The following is a 20167-nucleotide window of genomic DNA, read 5'->3' as shown; positions in this document are numbered from 1 at the left end:
TCTCAATGTTCTCTAGTCTTCAATTCGGCAATTCAACAAATCTGTTTCAAATGCCAACCAATCGTGTTCATGTTGGCTAATCATTTCAATCCGGTTATCAATTCCCTCTTCGCCAGACTTATAATTAAATTGCTGCGGATTAAAGTTAAAGGTTTTCCAACCTTGATCCGTATTAAAAATTCCCTTAATTCGCAGCCAATCTTTTTGTGCACATAACACATCGAGCAAAGCATAAAACTCAAACTTCCAGCGTTTAGGCAATTTCCAACCCGCAACAATATAACCTTGTGCCGACTCGACATAATGATAAGGTAACTGCTGAATTTCTTTCACGACCTCAGTTTCAGTCATTTGTTTTTGAAGTTTAAGTAAAGGTTGAATAGAGCGTTCGGTTAAACGAGCAGCCACATCAATTTTATTTAAGGCTAACTGACCATGTTCAGTTTTAATCCACTCTTGTTGATAAGGCTGATATTCTTCTTTTAATAACCCAAGTGCCTGATCATCTTCAAAAGTCATCACATCAGTATGTGACACCACCACAATTTGGGCAGCTTTTAACTGATCTTCATAAAGGTTTTGCTTTACCCAGTTTGTATCATGCAAACGGCTACCATCTACAACTGTGACTAATGCTCGCATGGCTAAACTACTTTGCCAATGCGGTTCAGTCAGTTGATCAAATAACTGCGAAGGATGCCCAAGACCAGTCGGTTCAATAAATAGTCGGTCTGGCTTTTGTTCACTCAATAGACGAGCTAAAGCAATATGCATAGGCAATTGACTGCTACAACATAAGCAACCACCTAATAATTCTCTGACTGCATATCCCTCATCTTGAGGTAAGAGTTGTTGATCTACTCCAATTTGCCCAAACTCATTCATTAATACAGCCCAGACCTCATCTTTAGGCTTCTGACTTAATAAATGCTGCAATAACGTGGTTTTTCCCGCCCCTAAAAAACCGGAAATAATATGGGTAGGAACAGTTTTTTGGGCAATAAATTTCACGAGTCACTCAAATTGGAACGGTCTAAAACATTTTAGGTATATCACTCTTTTTTGTCATGTAAATGATTTTTAAACTTGGCCGATGATTTTTTAATTTTTACTTAACAAACCAAAAATGAGAATTACATCTCATTTAAAATCTAAATTAACTTTAGATAACTACAATTCAAACGGAATATTCTATTTATGCACATTCACAATTCATGCCAGAGTGTTAGGTTTACGTAACACAATTGGTTTTTTTTCACTCAATAAGAAATATTTTTACACATTTTAAGGTGTATTTAAGCCGGTTAACTTTACAGATTCCGCACATAAACGGTCCGTATATTTCATATTGTTAAGATAGGCGTAATAGATTGTTAAGTTAATTGATGTAATCCCAAGCTCGGCTTAGCATGTGTCCTAGCTTAGTCATTCAGCCATATACGTTTCGTGTAGGTATGAACGATTAGGTTTGATTTACTTTTTTAATGAATTTAAGGATGCCATAAAATGAAATTAGCTAAGACTCTACTTGCAACAACTTTAGCTTTAACTGCAGTATCAACTTTCGCTGCTTCTAAACATGAACAAGCACACAGCACTGCTGGTGAAGAGAAAGTTGTTGTTTCAACTCAAGAACAAGCAAACGCTGCATCTGATGCTGTAGGTTCTGCTTCTGAAGCTGCTCCTGCAGCTCGTTAATTCTCTCAGCACTCTCCTCCAAGCTCAGAGATAATTTTACTGAAATGAAAAATGGATGCTGAATTTCAGTAAAGAAGAAAAGGATCGAACCATGCTGCGGTTCGATCCTTTTTTTTAAGAAGATTTCTTATACATACTACAAGATGGGTTGTGATTTTCTTGTAGACGTAAAACCTTACGGTGCTCGGCTGCTTCAAAGCGGCAACGTTTCCACTCAGTATTTAGATTTAATTGAGGCACTTCACATGGCTTGCTCTGTTCATCAACAGCAACCATGGTGAAATAACAGCTATTGGTATGGCGCACTGTACGCTTCTGGATATTTTGGGCTTCAACGCGTATTCCCACTTCCATTGAAGTACGGCCTACATGGTTAACACTTGCCAAGAAGGTTACCAGCTCACCTACATAAATAGGTTCTTTAAAATTCACCTTATCTACAGATAAAGTCACCACGTAGCCACCCGAATAACGACTCGCACAAGCGTAAGCGACTTGGTCTAGTAATTTTAGAATCGTACCACCATGAACATTACCTGAAAAATTTGCCATATCAGGCGTCATCAAAACTGACATCGTCAATTCAGACTGATCATCAGTTGCTGTGGTTATTTCATCTAATGTAGGCATAGCTCAACTCTGTGTCTTAAAACAAGCTCAGTCAACATTATGGTTGATAATTCACAAAAAAAACATGATTAAATCCACAACATGGCATTGTATTTTTTAATATCTCTGATTGTTTTTTAAAATCTAATTTTTTAAAGCATTATTTTTAAAGTTATTTTTTATAGCTGCATTATTTATTTTAAAGTTTTATAGAACATGCTATGCCATTTTTTCCACGCTTAATGGCATAGCAGGGTCTTACAGATCACTCGCTATACTTTAGTAATAACGCCTGTCACACCATTAATAATCATATCAATGGCGATCGTTCCGATTAATAAAGCAGATAAACGTCCCACAATATCGAAATAACGGTCGATATGCTTGGCATGTTTATAGCGTAAATGATCATGTGAAAATTTCATCAAAATCAAAATACTACAGGTTAAAAACAAGGTGAAAGCAATCACTAGGGCTGCCTCACCAATTGACATTTCAATGCCTGTAACCACAGCAGCACTGATGGTTCCCGGACCAATCATAAATGGCATTGCAATGGTGCCAGCCAGATGTTCTGGCGCTCCACGCATTTCACCAATCGTATCGGCACCCTGAAAAACATAGCGATAGCCAATGACCAAAAAGATAAGGCCTCCAAAAATCTGGAAGGCTTCAAAACGTACATTCAGATATTTACTAAAAATTGTTTCGCCGCCCCATGCAAATAGCATGAACACGACAAAAGCAATCAAGCTTCCCTGAATTAGTGCTTTATTAAACACCTTTGTTTCTGAATGGCGGATTAGGCCAATCATATAAATGCTCATTAAAAATGGATTGAGCAAAGAGAAAAATAAAGCAAAAGAATGTAGATAAGGAGAAGCCATGCATTGTCCTCTTAAGCTTGTGGATCTGGGAACAAAGGTCGGTTCCCTGGGCTAATACGATTAATATGTAAGAACGTCATATGTCTTTCATATTTATCTAAAATGTCATTAATAACCTGTTCCTTACCGTAACCAACGAGGTCGTTATCTTGAGAGCCATCATAAAGATACGTTTCAAGTCGGTAATAGAACTGTTTACCCCGTTTCACACGTTGACTGAAATTCGGTGCGCTATAGCGTACAGGCCAGATCTGGTAAACAAAGTTTTGTTCTTCTTCCAAATGAATTGTGAAGTCGAGATGGTAAAGCGTGTCTTCATCTTCGAGTAGCGTTTGCTGCACATCCACATTCATTCCCTGCTTAATAAGTTCATCAGCAACGGCCTGAACTGCTGGTCGGCAGACAGTGTCCAACATGCGCAGAGTTTCAGTGGTTCCCGGATGATGCATCACTCGGGTTAAACGCTGCTTCCAATTCAAAATATCAACATTACCAACCACTGGAGCTGCATTCATGCTGCGGCTGGCCTGCCTGTAATCTTCAAGTCTTAGCGATTTATAAAGTCCTGCCATGACAAGGAACATCACAAAACTAAACGGCAATCCCATAATGATGGTTGCGTTTTGCAAAGCCGTAATCCCGTTGGTCATCAGCATTGCCAGTGTGAGTAAACCAATAGCAATTGCCCAAAACACACTCAACCAACGCGGAGCATCATTATCAATATGCGTTAACTTGGTGGTGAAGTTCCCTAGAACCAGCGCTCCCGAATCGGCAGAAGTCACATAAAACAAAAGCCCTGTTACGGTGGCAATTGAAGCAATAAACGTAAAGCCTGGATATTGTGCTAACAAATCATAAAAACCATGAGCCGGATTCGCCAACACAGTAGCAGCTAAGGTTTGGTTCCCTTCAAAAATAACGCTGTGCAACGCACTATTACCAAAAATAGATAACCACGTGATCGTAAATAAAAGTGGGATAATTAAAGTACCAGACACAAACTCACGAATGGTACGCCCTCTTGAGATACGCGCCAGAAAAAGTCCTACAAATGGAGACCACGCAATCCACCATGCCCAGAAGAATAAAGTCCAGCTACTCATCCACTCTTTAGGCTGTTCAAACGCAAAACTTTGTAAGGCCAAAGACGGGAAACGACTTAAGTAATCACCAACATTTTGAACAAGGGCATTGAGTAAAAACTCAGTATTTCCCAAGAACAAGATAAACAGTAAAAGGCCAATCGAAACATAAATATTGATTTCAGATAGAATCCGCAGGCCTTTATTAACGCCTGATGTCACCGAAATAATACTAATACCAACTGCGATGGCAATCAGGCCAAACTGCATCCAGATATTCTCTGGCAGTCCTAATAAAACATGTAAACCATAGTTCAGCTGTACTACGCCAATCCCACAGGTGGTCGCAATACCAAAAATTGTCCCGATAACGGCAGCCGTATCAACACTATGCCCGATTACACCATTAATTCTTTGACCAAAAATTGGGTAGAGTGCAGAGCGAATGGTAAGCGGCAGATTATAACGATAGCTAAAATATCCCAATGACATGCCAATCAAGGCATACATACACCAACCAGTTAAACCATAGTGGAACAATGTCCAGACCATACTTTGACGTGCAGCTTCATAAGTCTGAGCTGCACCTACTGGCGGTTGCATATAATGAGATAAAGGCTCAGCGACCGAGAAGAACATTAAATCGATACCGATACCGGCCGAAAACAGCATGGCAGACCAACTGAGTAAACTAAACTCAGGTTTTGAATGCTTAGGTCCTAATTTAATACTGCCATATCTTGAACAGGCAATAAAAATCACAAACGCCATGTAAAGTGTTGCGGCAAGCAAGTAATACCAACCAAAGGTTGAAGTTACCCACTGAAGTACGGTGTTCATGATTCGGTTTGAAAAATCGTTGAACAAAAACGTGACGAGAGAAAAAATTAAAATAAGTACAGCTGAAAAATAAAAAACCACACGGTTGAGCGGGTCTTTTTTAGATTTAGATAATGTTAAATCATCAACTGCTCTTGGATTATCTGTTGCCATACAATCCTCAAGGAATAAAAATAAAAACAAAATATTTAATTTCGTCTTTTCACTCTTAGTTAAAACAATGAAAAGACGACTTTAAACGCAAAAAAATAATATATAGATGTGATCGGTTGAGGTTATAAAACCTCAGTCACTTTATTCTGGTCACAGTTCGATGGGACCGAAATGTCTTTTGAAACAGCTAACTGCTTTTTCACTAATTGAGGGTCAAAATCATCTTGCTTTAACGCTTTGGCTAAGCCAAACATATAAAGCAAAATAATGACTGAAAATGGTAAACCACATAACACCACAGCGCTTTGCATGGAGTTAAAACTACCGGCTAGTAACAAGCCAATACTTACAATGGTAATTACCACAGACCAAAAGACGCGTAACCAGATCGGTGAATCACTATCATTGGTGCCCCCTTTTGAGGACAAATTAGCGATCATTAGTGTACCAGAGCCAACTGGTGTCAAAAATAAAACGAAACAAATTACAACAACAATGCCAGCAACATAAGGATTAAATGGTAGATATTCGAGTAGCTTAAATAAAGATAATGACGGATCAGTTAAGACCATATCACCCAAAACTTTCTGTTTTTGGTTCAAGATAAAGTAAATTGCCGTATTTCCAAAAACCGAGATCCAAGCCAGCGTAAAGCCTAATGGAATCAGGCATACACCCAGAATAACTTCTCGAATTGTACGTCCTTTTGAAATACGGGCAATAAACATCCCTACAAAAGGTGCCCAAGCAATCCACCATGCCCAATAAAATACTGTCCACGAACCTAACCAACCACTTGCCTTCTGGTTGTATAAATACATATCAAAGCTTTTACCAATAAAATTGCTTAGATAATCACCCGTATTTTGCACAAGACCATTTAATAAATGATTTGTAGGACCTGTTAAAAATACAAATAAAAGTAAGGCATACAGTAGACGTAAATTAATACGAGATAACCATGCCAGACCTTTTTCGATGCCGACCACTGTCGTAATCGTGGCAACAAACATCATGACCAGAACAGCAGTAATTAAGGTCACAGAGTTATCAGGAATTTGGGGAAGTAAATAGCAAATGCCAGATACGAGTACCAGAGCACCAATTCCTAAATTGGTGACCAAGGAAATAACCGTTGCTAAAATTCCAAAACCATCAACAAAATCTCCCACTAAGCCATGAACACGCTCTCCAAAAATTGGATAAAGCGCTGAACGTAATGCTAAGGGCAAGTCTTGTCTAAAAGCGAAATAACCTAGAGTGACTCCAAGCAATGCATAGAGTACCCAGCCATGAATCCCCCAATGCAAAAAGCTATAGGTCATGGCATTTCGGGCAGCTTGAATGGTTCCGGCCTCACCTTCTGGTGGTTTCAAGAAGTGATCAACAGGTTCGGCAACACCATAGTAAAGTAAGGCAATACCAATCCCTGCCGAGAACAGCATTGAAGTCCATGCCAAATAAGTAAACTCGGGTTTGTCGTCGTCTTTTCCTAAGGGAATCTGCCCTACTTTTGAAAAAGCGAGCCAAGCCACAAAGCCCAAGCACAGCACAATAACCAACATGTAATACCACCCGAAAAAGTGATTTACTTGCTCTTGTATATAGGTCAACCAAAACTGACTTTTTTCTGGAAACAGCACAAAAAGTAGGCCAAAAATGCCAATACTGATGGCCGAACTCCAAAATACAAAATGATTTAACCGAATATGGTCTGAAGAATATTTATCACTTTTCAACACCATCTTATTGCTCCTTGCAATCGGTGTATTTTCTCAAAATAACGTGATAAGTAATGTACTTATGCGCATCATCCTATCCTTAAGAATCTTCGATTTTACCTCTTTATTCCTAGTGGTAATCTTCAAAAATTCATTGATTTTTACATATCATACTTGTTATTGATTGAACGTTCAATCAATAACAAGTATGATAAAAAAAGTGCTATGATGCTCTGCAAGTTAACATGCTGAATTTAAAGCACCACTAAAAGTGCTGATGTGGAAAAACATGACAAAACGCAGAGTAAAACCAGAGCACGTGCGACGTGAAGAAATTATGAATGCCGCACTCGACGTAATTTATGAAGTGGGGTTATCCAATACCACCATTGCACAAATTGCAAAAAAAGCCGAGTTGTCGACCGGCATTGTCAGCCATTATTTTGGCGACAAACAAGGGTTGATAAATACCTGTATGCAAGAAATGCTGAATGTTCTGCGTCATAAAACCGAACAGTACAGAGCAGAAGCAGATTCGCATCCAGAGAGCCAGATTAAGGCGATTATCGACTCTAACTTTGACATTAGTCAGGTCAATGAAAAAGCAATGCGGGTCTGGTTAGACTTTTGGTCTGCAAGTATGCATGTACCAGACTTAAGCCGCTTGCAAAAGATTAATGATCAACGCCTGTACTCCAACTTGAAATTTTATTTTCTCAAGTTAATGAATGAGCAACAGGCCAGTGTTGCCGCTAGAGGGTTGGCAGCATTGATTGATGGATTATGGTTACGAGGCAGTTTAAGCCGTCATAACGAATTTGACAGCAATCTTGCCCGTTCCATTGCTTACGATTATGTACAAACGCAAGTGCAATTTGCGAATAAGCCTTTGCAGGAGAGACAAAATGAGTGATGTACAAGTTCAACAACTGTATATCCATGGACGCTACGTTAAAGCAACCAGTGGTAAAACATTTAATAGTATTAACCCTGCCAACGGCGAGACGATCGCAACTCTTCAGCAAGCATCTGAACAAGATATTGAAGCTGCTGTACAAAGTGCACAACAAGGACAAAAAATCTGGGCTGCCATGACTGCCATGGAACGCTCTCGTATTTTACGTCGCGCAGTCGACATTTTACGTGACCGTAATGATGAACTTGCCCGTCTTGAAACACTAGACACTGGTAAAGCCTACAGCGAAACATCTACAGTCGACATTGTGACTGGTGCAGATGTACTCGAATACTATGCAGGACTTGCAACTGCCATTCAGGGTGAACAAGTTCCGCTTCGCGAATCAAGTTTCTTTTATACACGCCGTGAACCTTTAGGCGTGGTTGCAGGTATTGGTGCCTGGAACTATCCAATTCAAATCGCTTTATGGAAATCTGCCCCTGCCCTTGCTGCCGGCAATGCCATGATTTTCAAACCTAGTGAAACCACCCCTCTTACTGCATTCAAACTTGCAGAAATCTATACAGAAGCTGGCTTACCAGACGGCGTATTCAACGTAGTTCAAGGGCCAGGTCGTGAAATTGGTCAGTGGCTCACTGAACATCCAGTAATTGAGAAAATCTCATTTACAGGTGGAGTTGAAACTGGCAAAAAAGTCATGGCAAGCGCGGCTGGTTCTACACTTAAAGAAGTGACCATGGAACTTGGTGGTAAGTCTCCACTGATTATTTGTGAAGATGCCGACCTTAATCGCGCAGCAGATATTGCTGTCATGGCGAACTTCTTTAGTTCAGGCCAAGTTTGTACCAACGGTACACGTGTTTTTGTTCCAAAATCTCTTTTAGCCGATTTTGAAAAAGCCGTTGTAGAGCGTGTAAAACGTATTCGCATTGGTGACCCAATGGCTGAAGAAACCAACTTCGGTCCACTCACCAGCTTCCCTCATATGGAAAAAGTTCTGTCTTTCATTGAGTCAGGCAAACAACAAGGCGCTAAAGTCTTAATTGGTGGTGGACGTGCAACAGAAGGTGACCTTGCTAAAGGCGCTTATATACTACCGACGGTATTTAGCGACTGCAATGACCAAATGGCAATTGTTCAAGAAGAAATTTTTGGACCAGTCATGAGCATCTTAAGCTACGAGACTGAAAAAGAAGTGATTCGTCGTGCTAATGACACAACCTTTGGTTTAGCTGCTGGCGTTGTCACTCAAGATATTAGCCGCGCTCATCGCATTATTCACCAGATTGAAGCTGGTATTTGCTGGATTAACACGTGGGGCGAATCGCCTGCCGAAATGCCAGTGGGTGGCTACAAACAATCTGGCGTGGGCCGTGAAAATGGCTTGACCACACTTGGACACTATACCCGTATCAAATCTATTCAAGTTGAACTTGGCGATTATCAAAGCATTTTTTAATGCCTCAATTGCCTTAAACACTTCAACCTAAATCACATATGCCGAGCAGTCTTTATAGATTGCTCAGGCAAACTGTTAGTAAAAAAAGGATAGTTATGAATATTAAAGAATATGATTACATTATTATTGGCGCAGGATCTGCCGGAAATGTACTCGCTGCGCGTCTTACTGAAGACAAAGATACCACCGTTTTACTACTAGAAGCGGGCGGACCAGATTATCGCTTGGATTTCCGTACACAAATGCCGGCAGCTTTGGCCTATCCTCTTCAAGGTCGTCGCTATAACTGGGCTTATTTAACCGACCCAGAACCACACATGAATAACCGCCGTATGGAATGTGGTCGTGGTAAAGGTTTAGGTGGCTCATCTTTAATTAATGGTATGTGCTATATCCGCGGTAATGCAATGGATTTAGAACAATGGGCAACCCATAAAGGCCTAGAAAACTGGTCTTATGCCGATTGTTTGCCATACTACAAAAAAGCCGAAACCCGTGATATTGGTGAAAATGACTACCATGGCGGCAATGGCCCTGTGTCAGTTGCAACACCAAAAAATGGCAATAATGTCTTGTTTCATGCCATGGTTGAAGCTGGCGTACAAGCAGGTTACCCGCGTACCGATGACTTAAATGGTTACCAGCAAGAAGGCTTCGGCCCAATGGACCGCACGGTAACGCCTAAAGGCCGCCGTTCAAGTACCGCACGTGGTTATCTGGATATGGCAAAAGGTCGTCCAAACCTGACCATTTTGACTCATGCAACCACCAATAAAATCTTGTTTAACCAAAAACAAGCAGTGGGTGTTGAGTACATCATTGGCGCAGATCAAAACAACTTACAACGTGCTTTGGTTAAACGCGAAGTCTTACTGTGTGCGGGTGCAATTGCTTCTCCACAAATTTTACAGCGCTCTGGTGTGGGTCAAAGTACCTTCTTAAAATCAATGGACATTGATGTCGTTCATGATTTGCCAGGTGTAGGTGAAAACCTGCAAGACCACTTGGAAATGTACCTACAATATAAATGTAAGCAACCCATTTCTTTATACCCTGCCTTGAAATGGTATAACCAACCTGCAATTGGTGCTGAGTGGTTATTTAATGGAACAGGTATTGGCGCAAGTAACCAGTTTGAAGCAGGCGGATTTATTCGTAGTTCAGATGAGTTCAAATGGCCAAACATTCAGTACCATTTCTTACCAGTTGCCATTAACTACAACGGTAGTAATGCAGTGAAAGAGCATGGTTTTCAGGCACACGTTGGTTCAATGCGTTCGCCTTCACGTGGCCGTATTAGACTTAAATCAAAAGATCCGTTTGAGCATCCAAGTATCTTGTTCAACTATATGTCGAGTGAACAAGACTGGCGTGAGTTCCGTGATGCGATTCGTATCACTCGAGAAATCATGCAGCAACCTGCTCTTGATCCATATCGTGGTGAAGAAATTAGTCCAGGCAAACATTTGCAAACAGATGCAGAGCTTGATGACTTTGTTCGTAACCATGCAGAAACGGCCTATCATCCGTCTTGTAGCTGTAAGATGGGTGAAGATGAAATGGCTGTCGTGGATGGTCAAGGCCGAGTCCATGGTATGCAAAGCTTACGTGTGGTTGATGCCTCGATCATGCCGCTTATTATTACCGGTAACTTAAATGCAACCACCATTATGATTGCCGAGAAAATTGCAGACCAAATTCGTGGACGTGAAGCATTACCACGTTCAACTGCACCATTCTATGTAGCCTCATAAAATCTTAAAGGGTATATTTCTTATGCAGAAATATACCCTTAATTTAATATTTATAATCCAAGCATTAATAAGAACGATGTATGACAGAAAATAAACTCTTCAAAAAAAGCTGTTTTGCATCAATATGGCATGAAACAAAAAATCATCTATCTTTATATACATATATTCTTCAAATGATTTAACTTTAATCAAATAAAATTTATTAATTATATTTCAAATAGTTAAATTAAAAAAATAATTGAAAATTATCTTATTAAAGCTTAAATTGATCAAATATAAATCATATTTATGATATTGATGAAACCCATTTATTATAAAAATTGTCTTGTCAATGCAAAATTGGTCTAAAATATAGAGTGTTTGCGATAATCCCAAGTAATTTTATTTTTTTATAAGTTCTCTGATTTTGAGAATTTACTTCGCATTTATATCCATTTTGTCTGGATACGCTGTCTAGGTTTCCTCACACCTTAAGTGACTCAAATAACTTATTTTAAGGTCCCCCTTACATGAAAAAGTTTTTGAAATACCTTCTGGTATTAATCATTCTTATTTTAATTGCAGGTATCGTTTTCTTGTTTAGACCGACGACGTCAAAACAAGTTCAAACTGCAAAAGATGAGCCAGTTGTTGATGCTGTTCTTGTTGGCGGCGGCATCATGAGTGCCACTCTCGGTACTTATTTCACTGAGCTTGAACCAAACTGGCAAATTCGTATGTATGAACGTCTTGACCAAGTTGCTCAAGAAAGTTCAAACGGCTTTAACAATGCCGGAACAGGCCACTCTGGCTTTATGGAAATGAACTATACCGAAGAGAAAAACGGTAAGATGGAAATTGTCAAAGCTGAAAAAGTTGCTTCTCAATTTGAAGTTGCTAAACAGTTTTGGTCATATCAGGTAAAACAAGGCGTTTTAGCTGAACCTAAATCATTCATTAACCCAGTTCCGCACATTGCTTTCGTTTGGGGCGATAACGTTCAATTCTTAGAAAAACGTTATGCTGCCATGATTCAAAGCCCGTTGTTCAAAGGTATGAAATTTACTGAAGACCCAGCTGTTATTAAACAATGGGCACCTTTAGTAATGAACGATCGTGACCCTAGTCAAAAAGTTGCAGCGACCCGTATGGATGTTGGCTCTGACGTAAACTATGGTTCTATCACTAAACAATTAGTGAATCGTTTAGACCAAAACCCTAATTTCAAATTACAGACTTCAACCGAAGTAACTGGCATCAGCCAAAATGATGACAAAACTTGGACTGTGTCTTTCAAAAATTTGAAAACTGGTAAAGTAGATCACGTTAAAACGCGTTTTGTATTTATTGGTGCAGGTGGTGCAGCAGTTAAATTATTGCAACTTACTGGTTTACCAGAAGCGAAACAATATGCTGGCTTCCCTGTCGGTGGTGAGTTCTTAATTACGGACAACCCAAAAATTACTGCAGAACACACAGCAAAAGTTTATGGCCGTGCTGAATTAGGTGCGCCTCCAATGTCTGTGCCACATATTGATACGCGTTATATCGACGGTAAAAAATATGTATTGTTTGGACCATTTGCTACGTATTCAAACAAGTTCCTGAAAAACGGTTCTCAGCTTGATTTACTTGCATCTACTAACAAAAACAACGTTTTACCAATGACTACTGTTGGCTTGGAAAACCTTGATCTTGTTAAATACTTGGTTAGCCAAGTCATGATGTCAGATGAAGACCGTCTAAATGAACTTCGTAAATACTACCCAGATGCGAAAGCTGAAGACTGGCGTTTAAGCCAAGGTGGTCAACGTGTTCAGATCATCAAAAAAGAACCGGGTAAACCAGCTACACTCCAATTCGGTACAGAAATCTTTGCGTCTAAAGATGGTGCTGTAACTGCATTGTTAGGTGCGTCTCCGGGTGCTTCGACTTCTCCATACATCATGCTTAACTTGCTTGAAAAAGCTTTCCCTGAGCAAACTGAAGGTAAATGGAATCAGAAGCTTCATGAAATTGTTGTTTCTTATAAACAAGACCTAAGCAAAGATCCTGTATTACTCGACAAAGTTCGTCAGTACACAAGTTCTACACTTGGCTTGAACTATACATCTCCGTTCAAAGCCGCAAACGATGAAACTGCTGCTGCCCCTGTTGCAAAAGCAAACTAAGTTTGATGATGTATAGGTAAAATTCCAAAAGGATGAATTTCGATTCGTCCTTTTGTTTTTTAAGACCTCAGTTGAGATATTTAGATTAGCTATGACGCCTTTAAACTTATCATCCCGCCTCTTTTCATTTTGTTTTAAGCTCGTGCTTGTTTTGCTACTGGCTTATCTTTTGTTAAGCGGTTTTTATATGTGGATGATTGGTGGTACAGCAATTTACGTCAGCTCAGCCTTGTTACTTGCCATCAATGCTTATGCATTTAAGCTCGGCAAATATCAAAAACTATTTTCAATTTTAAATATACTAATCAGTGCTGTCGCCTTATATTTTAGTACAACCCATTTATTTTTCTCTTCTGTTCAATTCTTAATATTTTTACCTGCTCTGTTTTTTGTGTCATTAGCTTTCACTCACGTCAAAAAAATTCGAAGCCTATATAAAGCTTTAATATTAACCAGCTTATTGATTTGGTCTGGCATACATTTTATGCAGCTTGAGCAACTTAAAGCGTATTATAAAACTCAGCACACTGGGGAAAGTTGGCAACAATATGGCGCACTTTAAGATTGTTTTTTAGTCTATAGCTGTATATAAATAAGTCTTCTTTTTCACATGAAGTTCATCAGTAAAACTGAACATCATATACAGAATTCCTTTTAAGAAAAAATATTCATAACAATCTAATTTATTTAGAAATATATCGAGCATATTAGCGATTGAATACGCCCCATCTACACGCTAGATTACCTAAATATTTTTTCTCCCTTTATGTTGTAATTTATGAAAATTTTAGATGGCGGTTTAGGCCGTGAATTGGCCCGTCGTGGCGCTCCATTTCGTCAACCAGAGTGGTCTGCGCTCGCACTCATTGAAGCGCCTGAAACAGTAAAAGAAGTACATCTCGATTTTATTAACGCTGGTTCAGAAGTTATTACCACCAATAACTATGCTGTTGTTCCTTTTCACATTGGGCAAGAACGCTTTGAAACTGACGGTGTTCGTTTAATTCAAGTTGCCATCGAACAAGCAAAAAATGCAGTTAAAGAAAGCGGCAAAAATGTCAAAATTGCAGGCTGCTTACCACCTTTATTTGGTTCTTACCGTGCAGATCTATTTCAAGTTGAGCAGGCTAAAAACCTTGCTGAACCCATCATTAATACATTGGCACCAGAGGTGGATTTCTGGTTAGCAGAAACTCAATCGTGCTTAAAAGAAGTCGAAACAGTGCATGCATTATTACCAAAAGATGGTAAGGACTATTGGGTATCGTTTACGCTTCAAGACGAAATTAAACAAGAACAAGCCTTACTCCGCTCAGGCGAAAACATGCAACAAGTGGCTGATTTTATAAAACAGTCAAATGCAAAAGCGGTTTTGTTTAACTGCTGCCAGCCTGAAGTAATCTTGCAAGCCATTAATGAAATTAAAGGACTTATTCCAGAGTCTGTACAAATTGGTGCCTATGCCAATGCTTTCCCGCCTCAAGATAGCAACGCAACTGCCAACGATGGACTTGATGAAGTTCGTAAAGACCTTGATGCTCCTGCTTATCTTGGTTTTGCCAAGCAGTGGCAGCAAGCAGGTGCAAGTTTAGTAGGCGGTTGCTGTGGTATTGGTCCAGAACACATTGCTGAACTCTCTCAATTTTTTAAAGAATAAATACCATGTCTGCTGCCAAAATTGGATTGTTGTCTCTTACAGCGCTGGTCTTTAGTTCTATGGTGGGGTCAGGCGTATTTAGCCTACCCCAAAATATGGCTCAGGTTGCCAACGGCTCTGCCCTTCTTGTTGCATGGCTCATTACCGGAGTCGGCATTATTTTCTTAGCGCTCACGTTATTACATTTAACTCGCCAACGACCAGATCTAGACGGTGGTATTTATAACTATGCACGTGAAGGTTTTGGTGACCTGATTGGGTTTTGCTCCGCTTGGGGCTATTGGTTGTGTACCACCATTGGTATTGTCGGTTATGTCGTGATTGCCTTTTCGGGCGTTGGCATGTTTACCGACAGCAAAGACCATATTATTTTTGGTGAAGGTAATACGCTCTATTCACTGATTGGCTCAAGCATTTTTGTATGGCTGGTACACTGGTTGGTGAGTCGAGGCATTAAAGAAGCGGCAATTGTGAATTTACTGGCGACCATTGCCAAAATCATTCCAATGGTGGTTTTTATCTTCTTTACCTTCATTGCCTTTAAGTTTGATTTATTCAAACTCAACTTAAATGACTTCTCTTTAAAAGTTCCACTTTGGCAGCAAGTGAAAGACCTCATGTTAATTACCCTTTGGGTATTTACCGGTATTGAAGGTGCTGTGGTTTTATCATCGCGTGCAAAAAACCGTTATGACATTGGTAAAGCCACCATTTTGGGTGTGTTACTGGCGTTAAGTTTTTACGTGATGGTCACAGTTTTGGCCTATGGCGTAGTAAGCCGTGAAGCGCTTGCAGGCATGCATAACCCATCAATGGCAACCATTTTGCAGCAGCTCATAGGCTTGCCAGGCACTATCGTTATTACCATTGGGCTTATTATTTCAGTTTCTTCGTCTTATTTAAGCTGGACTTTATTTGCCACTGAAATTCCATATTTAGCAGCAAAAAATGGTGCATTCCCGAAATTATTTTTAAAGAATAATCAGAATAATGTGCCGATTTCATCGCTTTGGCTCACCACTCTGGTCGTGCAAGGCGCATTGATTGCCGTATATTTTTTCAATAAAAACTATACCCAGCTTTTATTGATTTCATCGGTCATGATTTTACTGCCTTATTTTCTGGTGTCTGCTTTTTATCTTAAAGAATCGATTCGTCACAAACGCACGCCACATATTGCCATTGCAAGTGTCGCTTCAATTTATGCGCTCTGGTTGCTCTATGCAGCAGGATTAGATTTATTGCTCCTGTCTGTGGTCTTGTATTTAGTCGGCTTGGTTATTTTTTCAATCAGCTATTTTGAGCATAAAAAATCGCTCAAACAAAATCAGCTAAATTAATTATTTCAACCACTGCTGACCCATTTCAGCAGTGGTTGTCTAAAAACAAAAATTCTATTTTAAAGGCTGTGACTGCTTTAAATGCAATCTTAAAATACGGCGTAATTCTAAAATCGCCTCTGGGCTAGTTTGAATTGAATGCCCGCCTTTAATAATCAGTTCCGACTGTTCACCACCTAAATGTGAACTTTGATAAGGCACAATACCATCACTGCTTTTTAACTTATCTACCGTACCATTAATATTGCCCATAATCGAGTGATAGACCACATTAGACGATGGTTGAATGGCTTGCGTAAGCTGCATAAAGTTAGAAGAACGGCTTAAATTACTCGCTCCATTTTCAATTAAACCTTTTCTGAGCTTTGTGTTTTTCTCATCTCTCATTTCGACTGCAATAAAAAAGTCAGCAGGCAAACGAATAACACGGCGTGCAATTTGGGTGAACCATCGGTCAGCGTAATCTGTACCATGATGTGGTGCAGAAACAAAAACAACCCGCTTAAAATAAGGCAAAGCTTTGAACTGAAAACGCTCTTTAATCACTGGATTTTCTTTTAAACGATTTAACTGCGCTTCATTCATTTTTTGCATGGCTTGCTCTGAAACATCAGCATCGCTTACTAATAAACGGCTAATGACTCCGCCCATACTATGCCCAACCAACACGGCATCGTGCGCAGCATAGCTGTCTTTAGCAATGTTTTGAAAAGCTTGATTCAGCAATGAATAAATCTGAAAACGACTTTCAAAAATGGGCATATTGGTAGAATAAAACACCTGCCAAACTTGATAATTATTCCTTAATTCGGCATCGCCCATAATGTCATTGGTTAGGCTCACCCAAGCCTCTGGGCTACTCGCCAAGCCATGAACAAACACAATGATTTTCTTATTCGGGTTAAAGGGTTCCAGCATATATAAATGCGGCATGATTAAATTGGATTCTTTATTAATCAAAGACCAATAGCCTGCTGCACCTAAATTATATTTCGATAGCCAAAGTCCATAAGGCGCCGAATAATTTGCAGTGAGTGGATAGTCCACACCTTCAACTTTTACACGGCTTTGTCGATATGGATCGAACATCGCAATTTCTAAATCTGCCCCGGCAATCACCTGATCGGCTGTTGCTGTTTGTTTAGGGTAAGCAATAGCCGTAACTGGAAAAAAGCGTGGTAAATGTATGTTCGGATTGGTTTGATGAGCATAAAAAGCATCAGGATCTAAAATGAAGCCATGATTTACATCATTTTCTTTACGCCCGACAATAAATTCTGCCCCTAAGCCATCCTTACGGTTGACGGTATTAAAGCCAGAAAAGTTCATGTTATAGCTGGAGCGAAAGGTATCGACTTCAATTTTTTGTACATCTACGGCATGGTCAAAATTGACATGATATTGATGTCCATCTGCTTTCAGCAGAGGTGGAAAACGATGCGTATTTAAATGATTAAAATACGTGGTCATTAACTTCGACAAAGCGACGTTATAAAAAATACGCACCTGATTTTGGCGATGATCAAACACTCGATCGAACGGCGACTCTTCAGAGTCAAATAAATAAACATAGCTATAGCGCAAGCTTTTATCGAACAAAGCTAACTCTTGCTCAATGCAACTATTACTTTTATTGATGGCATTACACTGGCTGCTACGTCCAACATCTAAAGCTTTTGCTAAATAAATTTCACTCAGCGCAGCATAGCGTTCTTCTCGGCTGCTATTTTCAGACAGGCTTTGAATTTTATTTAAACAATCATCAAAATTTTGCAGACAAGATTTTTCATCTTTTTTAACCAAATACAGTAAGTTTTGGGTTTGATGACTTAAAGTGCCGTCGGTCAGAATACTTTCATTCTTACTTTTTAAAGCATTGCTTAAATTACTTTCTTTTAAATTAATGACCTGACAGCCACTGAGCAAAGCCATTATTGTTATCATTGAATAATGGTAAGACTTTGTCATTCTGCATTCCTTAATCGAATGTATTCCCCATCAGGTCATTATGCCTGTAAAGCGATGAACGAACAATTTTAGCCTAGCTTCCATTTTCCTTTATTGCGAAAAAAAGCCTGAACTCATTTTAATTCAGGCTAATTTGTTATTTTTTCTAATCAAGCTTGGTTGAACTTTTGCTGTGAAGCTAAATAAGAAAAATAAAAAATCGGTAAAATAAACGGCGCTACACTCCAGAAGTCAAAATAGACATAAAGTATCGCTCCTAAAAAGGCACCAATCACAAACCCCACAACAATACTGGCACTTTTAAGTAAACTTGCCCGGTTGGCTGCATTATTGTTTTTAAGTAAGTTAGCAATATCAATACCGAGCTGCGTGGTGTTGCCCGTCATCATGGTACTTGGGCTAATATTTTTAATCAGCGTTTTGCTTGAAGTATTACGAATAGCTAAAGCAATTAAACCCAGCCCACCTGTCAATGCCACAGTAATTGCATCGGCATTTTTAAAAGGTTCGAAATAAAGCCCTGCAATCATAAAAGCAGATAGAAATATGGCTTCAAATAAGAATAAATAAGACAGCGTTTTGTGCTTCATCTGACTACGGTCAATTAAAAGTTTTGTAATGACCACAGTCAAAATAAATAGCGGAATAGCAGCAAGCTTAATCCATAGGCCTGTACCGCCTTTAACCCATGCCGCCCCTGCCAACACTAAGTTTCCCGTAACATGAGCGGTAAAAAAGCCAAACAATGCAATAAAGCCAATGGTATCAATTGCCCCACCCACCATGGTCAGTAAAACAGGATCTCGACATATCGCCCATGTACTTTCTGTTTCTTTTTTAATTGGGGTATCTACCATATAAAATATCCTGTTAAATTAAAGTTTTAAAGCAATTAAGTTGTATATAAATGATTTAAAAATGAATAATGCTTAAACGTTTATGAAAGCAAAAAAAGATGTAAAAAAATAGGGTATGTAATGTCGTAACACTGTCTCTAAAATAGCAACAATCAAAATTGTCTATTTTAAAGACAATAAAACAGTGATCATCTTCAAATCAATTTGACCTCTAAAACAGTTCTAACTATGATGAAGCCGCAAGTTGATATCAACTGATTTTGAACCTGAAAAAGTTATGCCAAAATATGGATAATGAAAAAAACAATCACGAGTAGATATATGTCACTTTATAATTATTCAGTTCTTTTAGGCGGATTATTATTTGCATCTATTGCCTTTGCAGGTCAGAAAACTAATGCTCAACGTGATTTCTATTTAAAATGTATGGCAGCAGGTCATAGCCGTGCAAGTTGTACATGTATTTATCATCGTTTAGAACGTCAATATTCCCCTAAACTGATGCTTAAACTTGGTAGTTTAAGTTTACAAAGCCCCGAAGTACCACGTGATTTTGTGAAAACAATGAAACGTACTATGCAACAGTGCCAATCTTAAATCTTCAATTTTTTAACCACATCCAAATTAATACCCCAGCCATACATAAAATTGCCGGATAGACAAACCACGGATGTGGAATGGTCCAAATCATAAGCCCCGCAGCCAGACTCATACTAACTGTCGAGATGTATTTTGCCTTTTTAGGAATACGCCGATGTTCTTGCCACTCGCGAATGAGTGGACCAATATAACGATGATTTCGAAACCATTGATGAAGTTTTTCAGAGCCTCGAGCCGCAAAGAAAACAGCCAAAATTATAAAATCAACGGTGGGTAAACCCGGAATAAAAATACCCAATATGCCAAGTGCAATACACGACCAAGCCAAACCAATAAACACCCAACGCGCCCAAATAGAACGAGCAAGCTTACTGACTGGTTGAGCGGGTGCTAACGACTGCTCATGTTTTACAATTACATTTACTTGATTGAGTTTATCCATATCGGGTATTCCCTTTATCCACTTTTTA

At 39.3% G+C, this 20167-nt stretch carries 17 protein-coding genes; 9 read left to right on the top strand and 8 right to left on the bottom strand.

The window, feature by feature from the left end; translation table 11 throughout:
• Positions 1–12: 12 nt before the first annotated feature.
• A complete protein-coding gene (locus RMB03_RS20010) occupies positions 13–1011 on the bottom strand; it encodes a GTP-binding protein (protein WP_311077351.1) in 999 nt (332 codons plus the stop codon).
• A 495-nt stretch (positions 1012–1506) separates the two neighbouring features.
• On the opposite strand from RMB03_RS20010, the gene RMB03_RS20005 reads away from it, so the two are divergent.
• Positions 1507–1698 (top strand): hypothetical protein, encoded by a 192-nt coding sequence (locus RMB03_RS20005; protein WP_311077350.1) that lies wholly within the window; start codon positions 1507–1509, stop codon positions 1696–1698.
• A gap of 114 nt (positions 1699–1812) precedes the next feature.
• Here RMB03_RS20005 and RMB03_RS20000 read toward each other — a convergent pair whose 3' ends face one another.
• From RMB03_RS20000 to RMB03_RS19985, 4 genes are all read right to left on the bottom strand, one after another.
• On the bottom strand, positions 1813–2328 hold the full coding sequence (locus tag RMB03_RS20000) for an acyl-CoA thioesterase (protein ID WP_003653152.1): 516 nt from the start codon (positions 2326–2328) through the stop codon (positions 1813–1815).
• A gap of 251 nt (positions 2329–2579) precedes the next feature.
• Positions 2580–3194, bottom strand: coding sequence for a MarC family protein (locus RMB03_RS19995; RefSeq protein WP_003653161.1), 615 nt, complete (start codon positions 3192–3194; stop codon positions 2580–2582).
• An 11-nt stretch (positions 3195–3205) separates the two neighbouring features.
• Positions 3206–5272, bottom strand: a complete 2067-nt coding sequence (locus RMB03_RS19990; RefSeq protein WP_311077349.1) for a choline transporter — start codon at positions 5270–5272, stop codon at positions 3206–3208.
• 122 nt (positions 5273–5394) lie between these two features.
• Complete coding sequence (locus tag RMB03_RS19985) at positions 5395–7017, bottom strand: BCCT family transporter (RefSeq protein ID WP_311077348.1); 1623 nt, start codon at positions 7015–7017, stop codon at positions 5395–5397.
• Positions 7018–7282: 265 nt separating this feature from the next.
• Between RMB03_RS19985 and betI the strand changes: the two genes are divergently transcribed.
• From betI to RMB03_RS19950, 7 genes are all read left to right on the top strand, one after another.
• Positions 7283–7906 (top strand): transcriptional regulator BetI, encoded by a 624-nt coding sequence (betI, locus tag RMB03_RS19980; RefSeq protein ID WP_003653164.1) that lies wholly within the window; start codon positions 7283–7285, stop codon positions 7904–7906.
• Positions 7899–9371 carry a betaine-aldehyde dehydrogenase gene (betB, locus tag RMB03_RS19975; RefSeq protein ID WP_311077347.1) on the top strand — a complete coding sequence of 491 codons (1473 nt, stop codon included), beginning with the start codon at positions 7899–7901 and terminating at the stop codon, positions 9369–9371. The genes betI and betB overlap by 8 nt, the downstream gene beginning before the upstream one ends.
• Before the next feature lie 95 nt (positions 9372–9466).
• Positions 9467–11125, top strand: a complete 1659-nt coding sequence (gene betA / locus RMB03_RS19970; protein WP_311077346.1) for a choline dehydrogenase — start codon at positions 9467–9469, stop codon at positions 11123–11125.
• Positions 11126–11634: 509 nt separating this feature from the next.
• Positions 11635–13275, top strand: a complete 1641-nt coding sequence (mqo, locus tag RMB03_RS19965; protein ID WP_004641704.1) for a malate dehydrogenase (quinone) — start codon at positions 11635–11637, stop codon at positions 13273–13275.
• A 91-nt stretch (positions 13276–13366) separates the two neighbouring features.
• Entirely contained in the window at positions 13367–13837 is a 471-nt protein-coding gene (locus RMB03_RS19960; RefSeq protein ID WP_311077345.1) for a hypothetical protein, read from the top strand.
• A gap of 216 nt (positions 13838–14053) precedes the next feature.
• A complete protein-coding gene (locus RMB03_RS19955) occupies positions 14054–14932 on the top strand; it encodes a homocysteine S-methyltransferase family protein (protein ID WP_311077344.1) in 879 nt (292 codons plus the stop codon).
• A gap of 5 nt (positions 14933–14937) precedes the next feature.
• Entirely contained in the window at positions 14938–16272 is a 1335-nt protein-coding gene (locus RMB03_RS19950; protein WP_004641701.1) for a basic amino acid/polyamine antiporter, read from the top strand.
• 54 nt (positions 16273–16326) lie between these two features.
• Here the strand turns inward: RMB03_RS19950 and RMB03_RS19945 are convergent, their stop codons facing one another.
• Positions 16327–18240, bottom strand: coding sequence for an alpha/beta fold hydrolase (locus RMB03_RS19945; protein ID WP_311077343.1), 1914 nt, complete (start codon positions 18238–18240; stop codon positions 16327–16329).
• Between the two features lie 149 nt (positions 18241–18389).
• Positions 18390–19097 carry a YoaK family protein gene (locus RMB03_RS19940; protein ID WP_205469731.1) on the bottom strand — a complete coding sequence of 236 codons (708 nt, stop codon included), beginning with the start codon at positions 19095–19097 and terminating at the stop codon, positions 18390–18392.
• Positions 19098–19418: 321 nt separating this feature from the next.
• Here RMB03_RS19940 and RMB03_RS19935 point away from each other — a divergent pair, with 321 nt between their 5' ends.
• Positions 19419–19694, top strand: coding sequence for a hypothetical protein (locus RMB03_RS19935; RefSeq protein WP_005042387.1), 276 nt, complete (start codon positions 19419–19421; stop codon positions 19692–19694).
• Positions 19695–19698: 4 nt separating this feature from the next.
• Here RMB03_RS19935 and RMB03_RS19930 read toward each other — a convergent pair whose 3' ends face one another.
• Positions 19699–20139: a YbaN family protein gene (locus tag RMB03_RS19930; RefSeq protein WP_311077342.1), complete on the bottom strand. Its 441-nt coding sequence runs from the start codon at positions 20137–20139 to the stop codon at positions 19699–19701.
• Positions 20140–20167: the final 28 nt, after the last annotated feature.

This window comes from Acinetobacter sp. V91_7 (assembly GCF_031799075.1).
Taxonomy (GTDB): Bacteria; Pseudomonadota; Gammaproteobacteria; order Pseudomonadales; family Moraxellaceae; genus Acinetobacter; species Acinetobacter calcoaceticus.
The sequence above is the reverse complement of the archived record's forward strand: the minus strand, read 5'-3'. Positions and strand labels throughout refer to the sequence as shown.

Bases quoted from the DNA above. Each gene is read 5' to 3' on its own strand.
- RMB03_RS20005 (WP_311077350.1), top strand. From the start codon at position 1,507: ATGAAATTAGCTAAGACTCTACTTGCAACAACTTTAGCTTTAACTGCA.
- RMB03_RS20000 (WP_003653152.1), bottom strand. From the start codon at position 2,328: ATGCCTACATTAGATGAAATAACCACAGCAACTGATGATCAGTCTGAA.
- RMB03_RS19995 (WP_003653161.1), bottom strand. From the start codon at position 3,194: ATGGCTTCTCCTTATCTACATTCTTTTGCTTTATTTTTCTCTTTGCTC.
- RMB03_RS19990 (WP_311077349.1), bottom strand. From the start codon at position 5,272: ATGGCAACAGATAATCCAAGAGCAGTTGATGATTTAACATTATCTAAA.
- RMB03_RS19985 (WP_311077348.1), bottom strand. From the start codon at position 7,017: ATGGTGTTGAAAAGTGATAAATATTCTTCAGACCATATTCGGTTAAAT.
- betI (WP_003653164.1), top strand. From the start codon at position 7,283: ATGACAAAACGCAGAGTAAAACCAGAGCACGTGCGACGTGAAGAAATT.
- betB (WP_311077347.1), top strand. From the start codon at position 7,899: ATGAGTGATGTACAAGTTCAACAACTGTATATCCATGGACGCTACGTT.
- betA (WP_311077346.1), top strand. From the start codon at position 9,467: ATGAATATTAAAGAATATGATTACATTATTATTGGCGCAGGATCTGCC.
- mqo (WP_004641704.1), top strand. From the start codon at position 11,635: ATGAAAAAGTTTTTGAAATACCTTCTGGTATTAATCATTCTTATTTTA.
- RMB03_RS19960 (WP_311077345.1), top strand. From the start codon at position 13,367: ATGACGCCTTTAAACTTATCATCCCGCCTCTTTTCATTTTGTTTTAAG.
- RMB03_RS19955 (WP_311077344.1), top strand. From the start codon at position 14,054: ATGAAAATTTTAGATGGCGGTTTAGGCCGTGAATTGGCCCGTCGTGGC.
- RMB03_RS19950 (WP_004641701.1), top strand. From the start codon at position 14,938: ATGTCTGCTGCCAAAATTGGATTGTTGTCTCTTACAGCGCTGGTCTTT.
- RMB03_RS19945 (WP_311077343.1), bottom strand. From the start codon at position 18,240: ATGACAAAGTCTTACCATTATTCAATGATAACAATAATGGCTTTGCTC.
- RMB03_RS19940 (WP_205469731.1), bottom strand. From the start codon at position 19,097: ATGGTAGATACCCCAATTAAAAAAGAAACAGAAAGTACATGGGCGATA.
- RMB03_RS19935 (WP_005042387.1), top strand. From the start codon at position 19,419: ATGTCACTTTATAATTATTCAGTTCTTTTAGGCGGATTATTATTTGCA.
- RMB03_RS19930 (WP_311077342.1), bottom strand. From the start codon at position 20,139: ATGGATAAACTCAATCAAGTAAATGTAATTGTAAAACATGAGCAGTCG.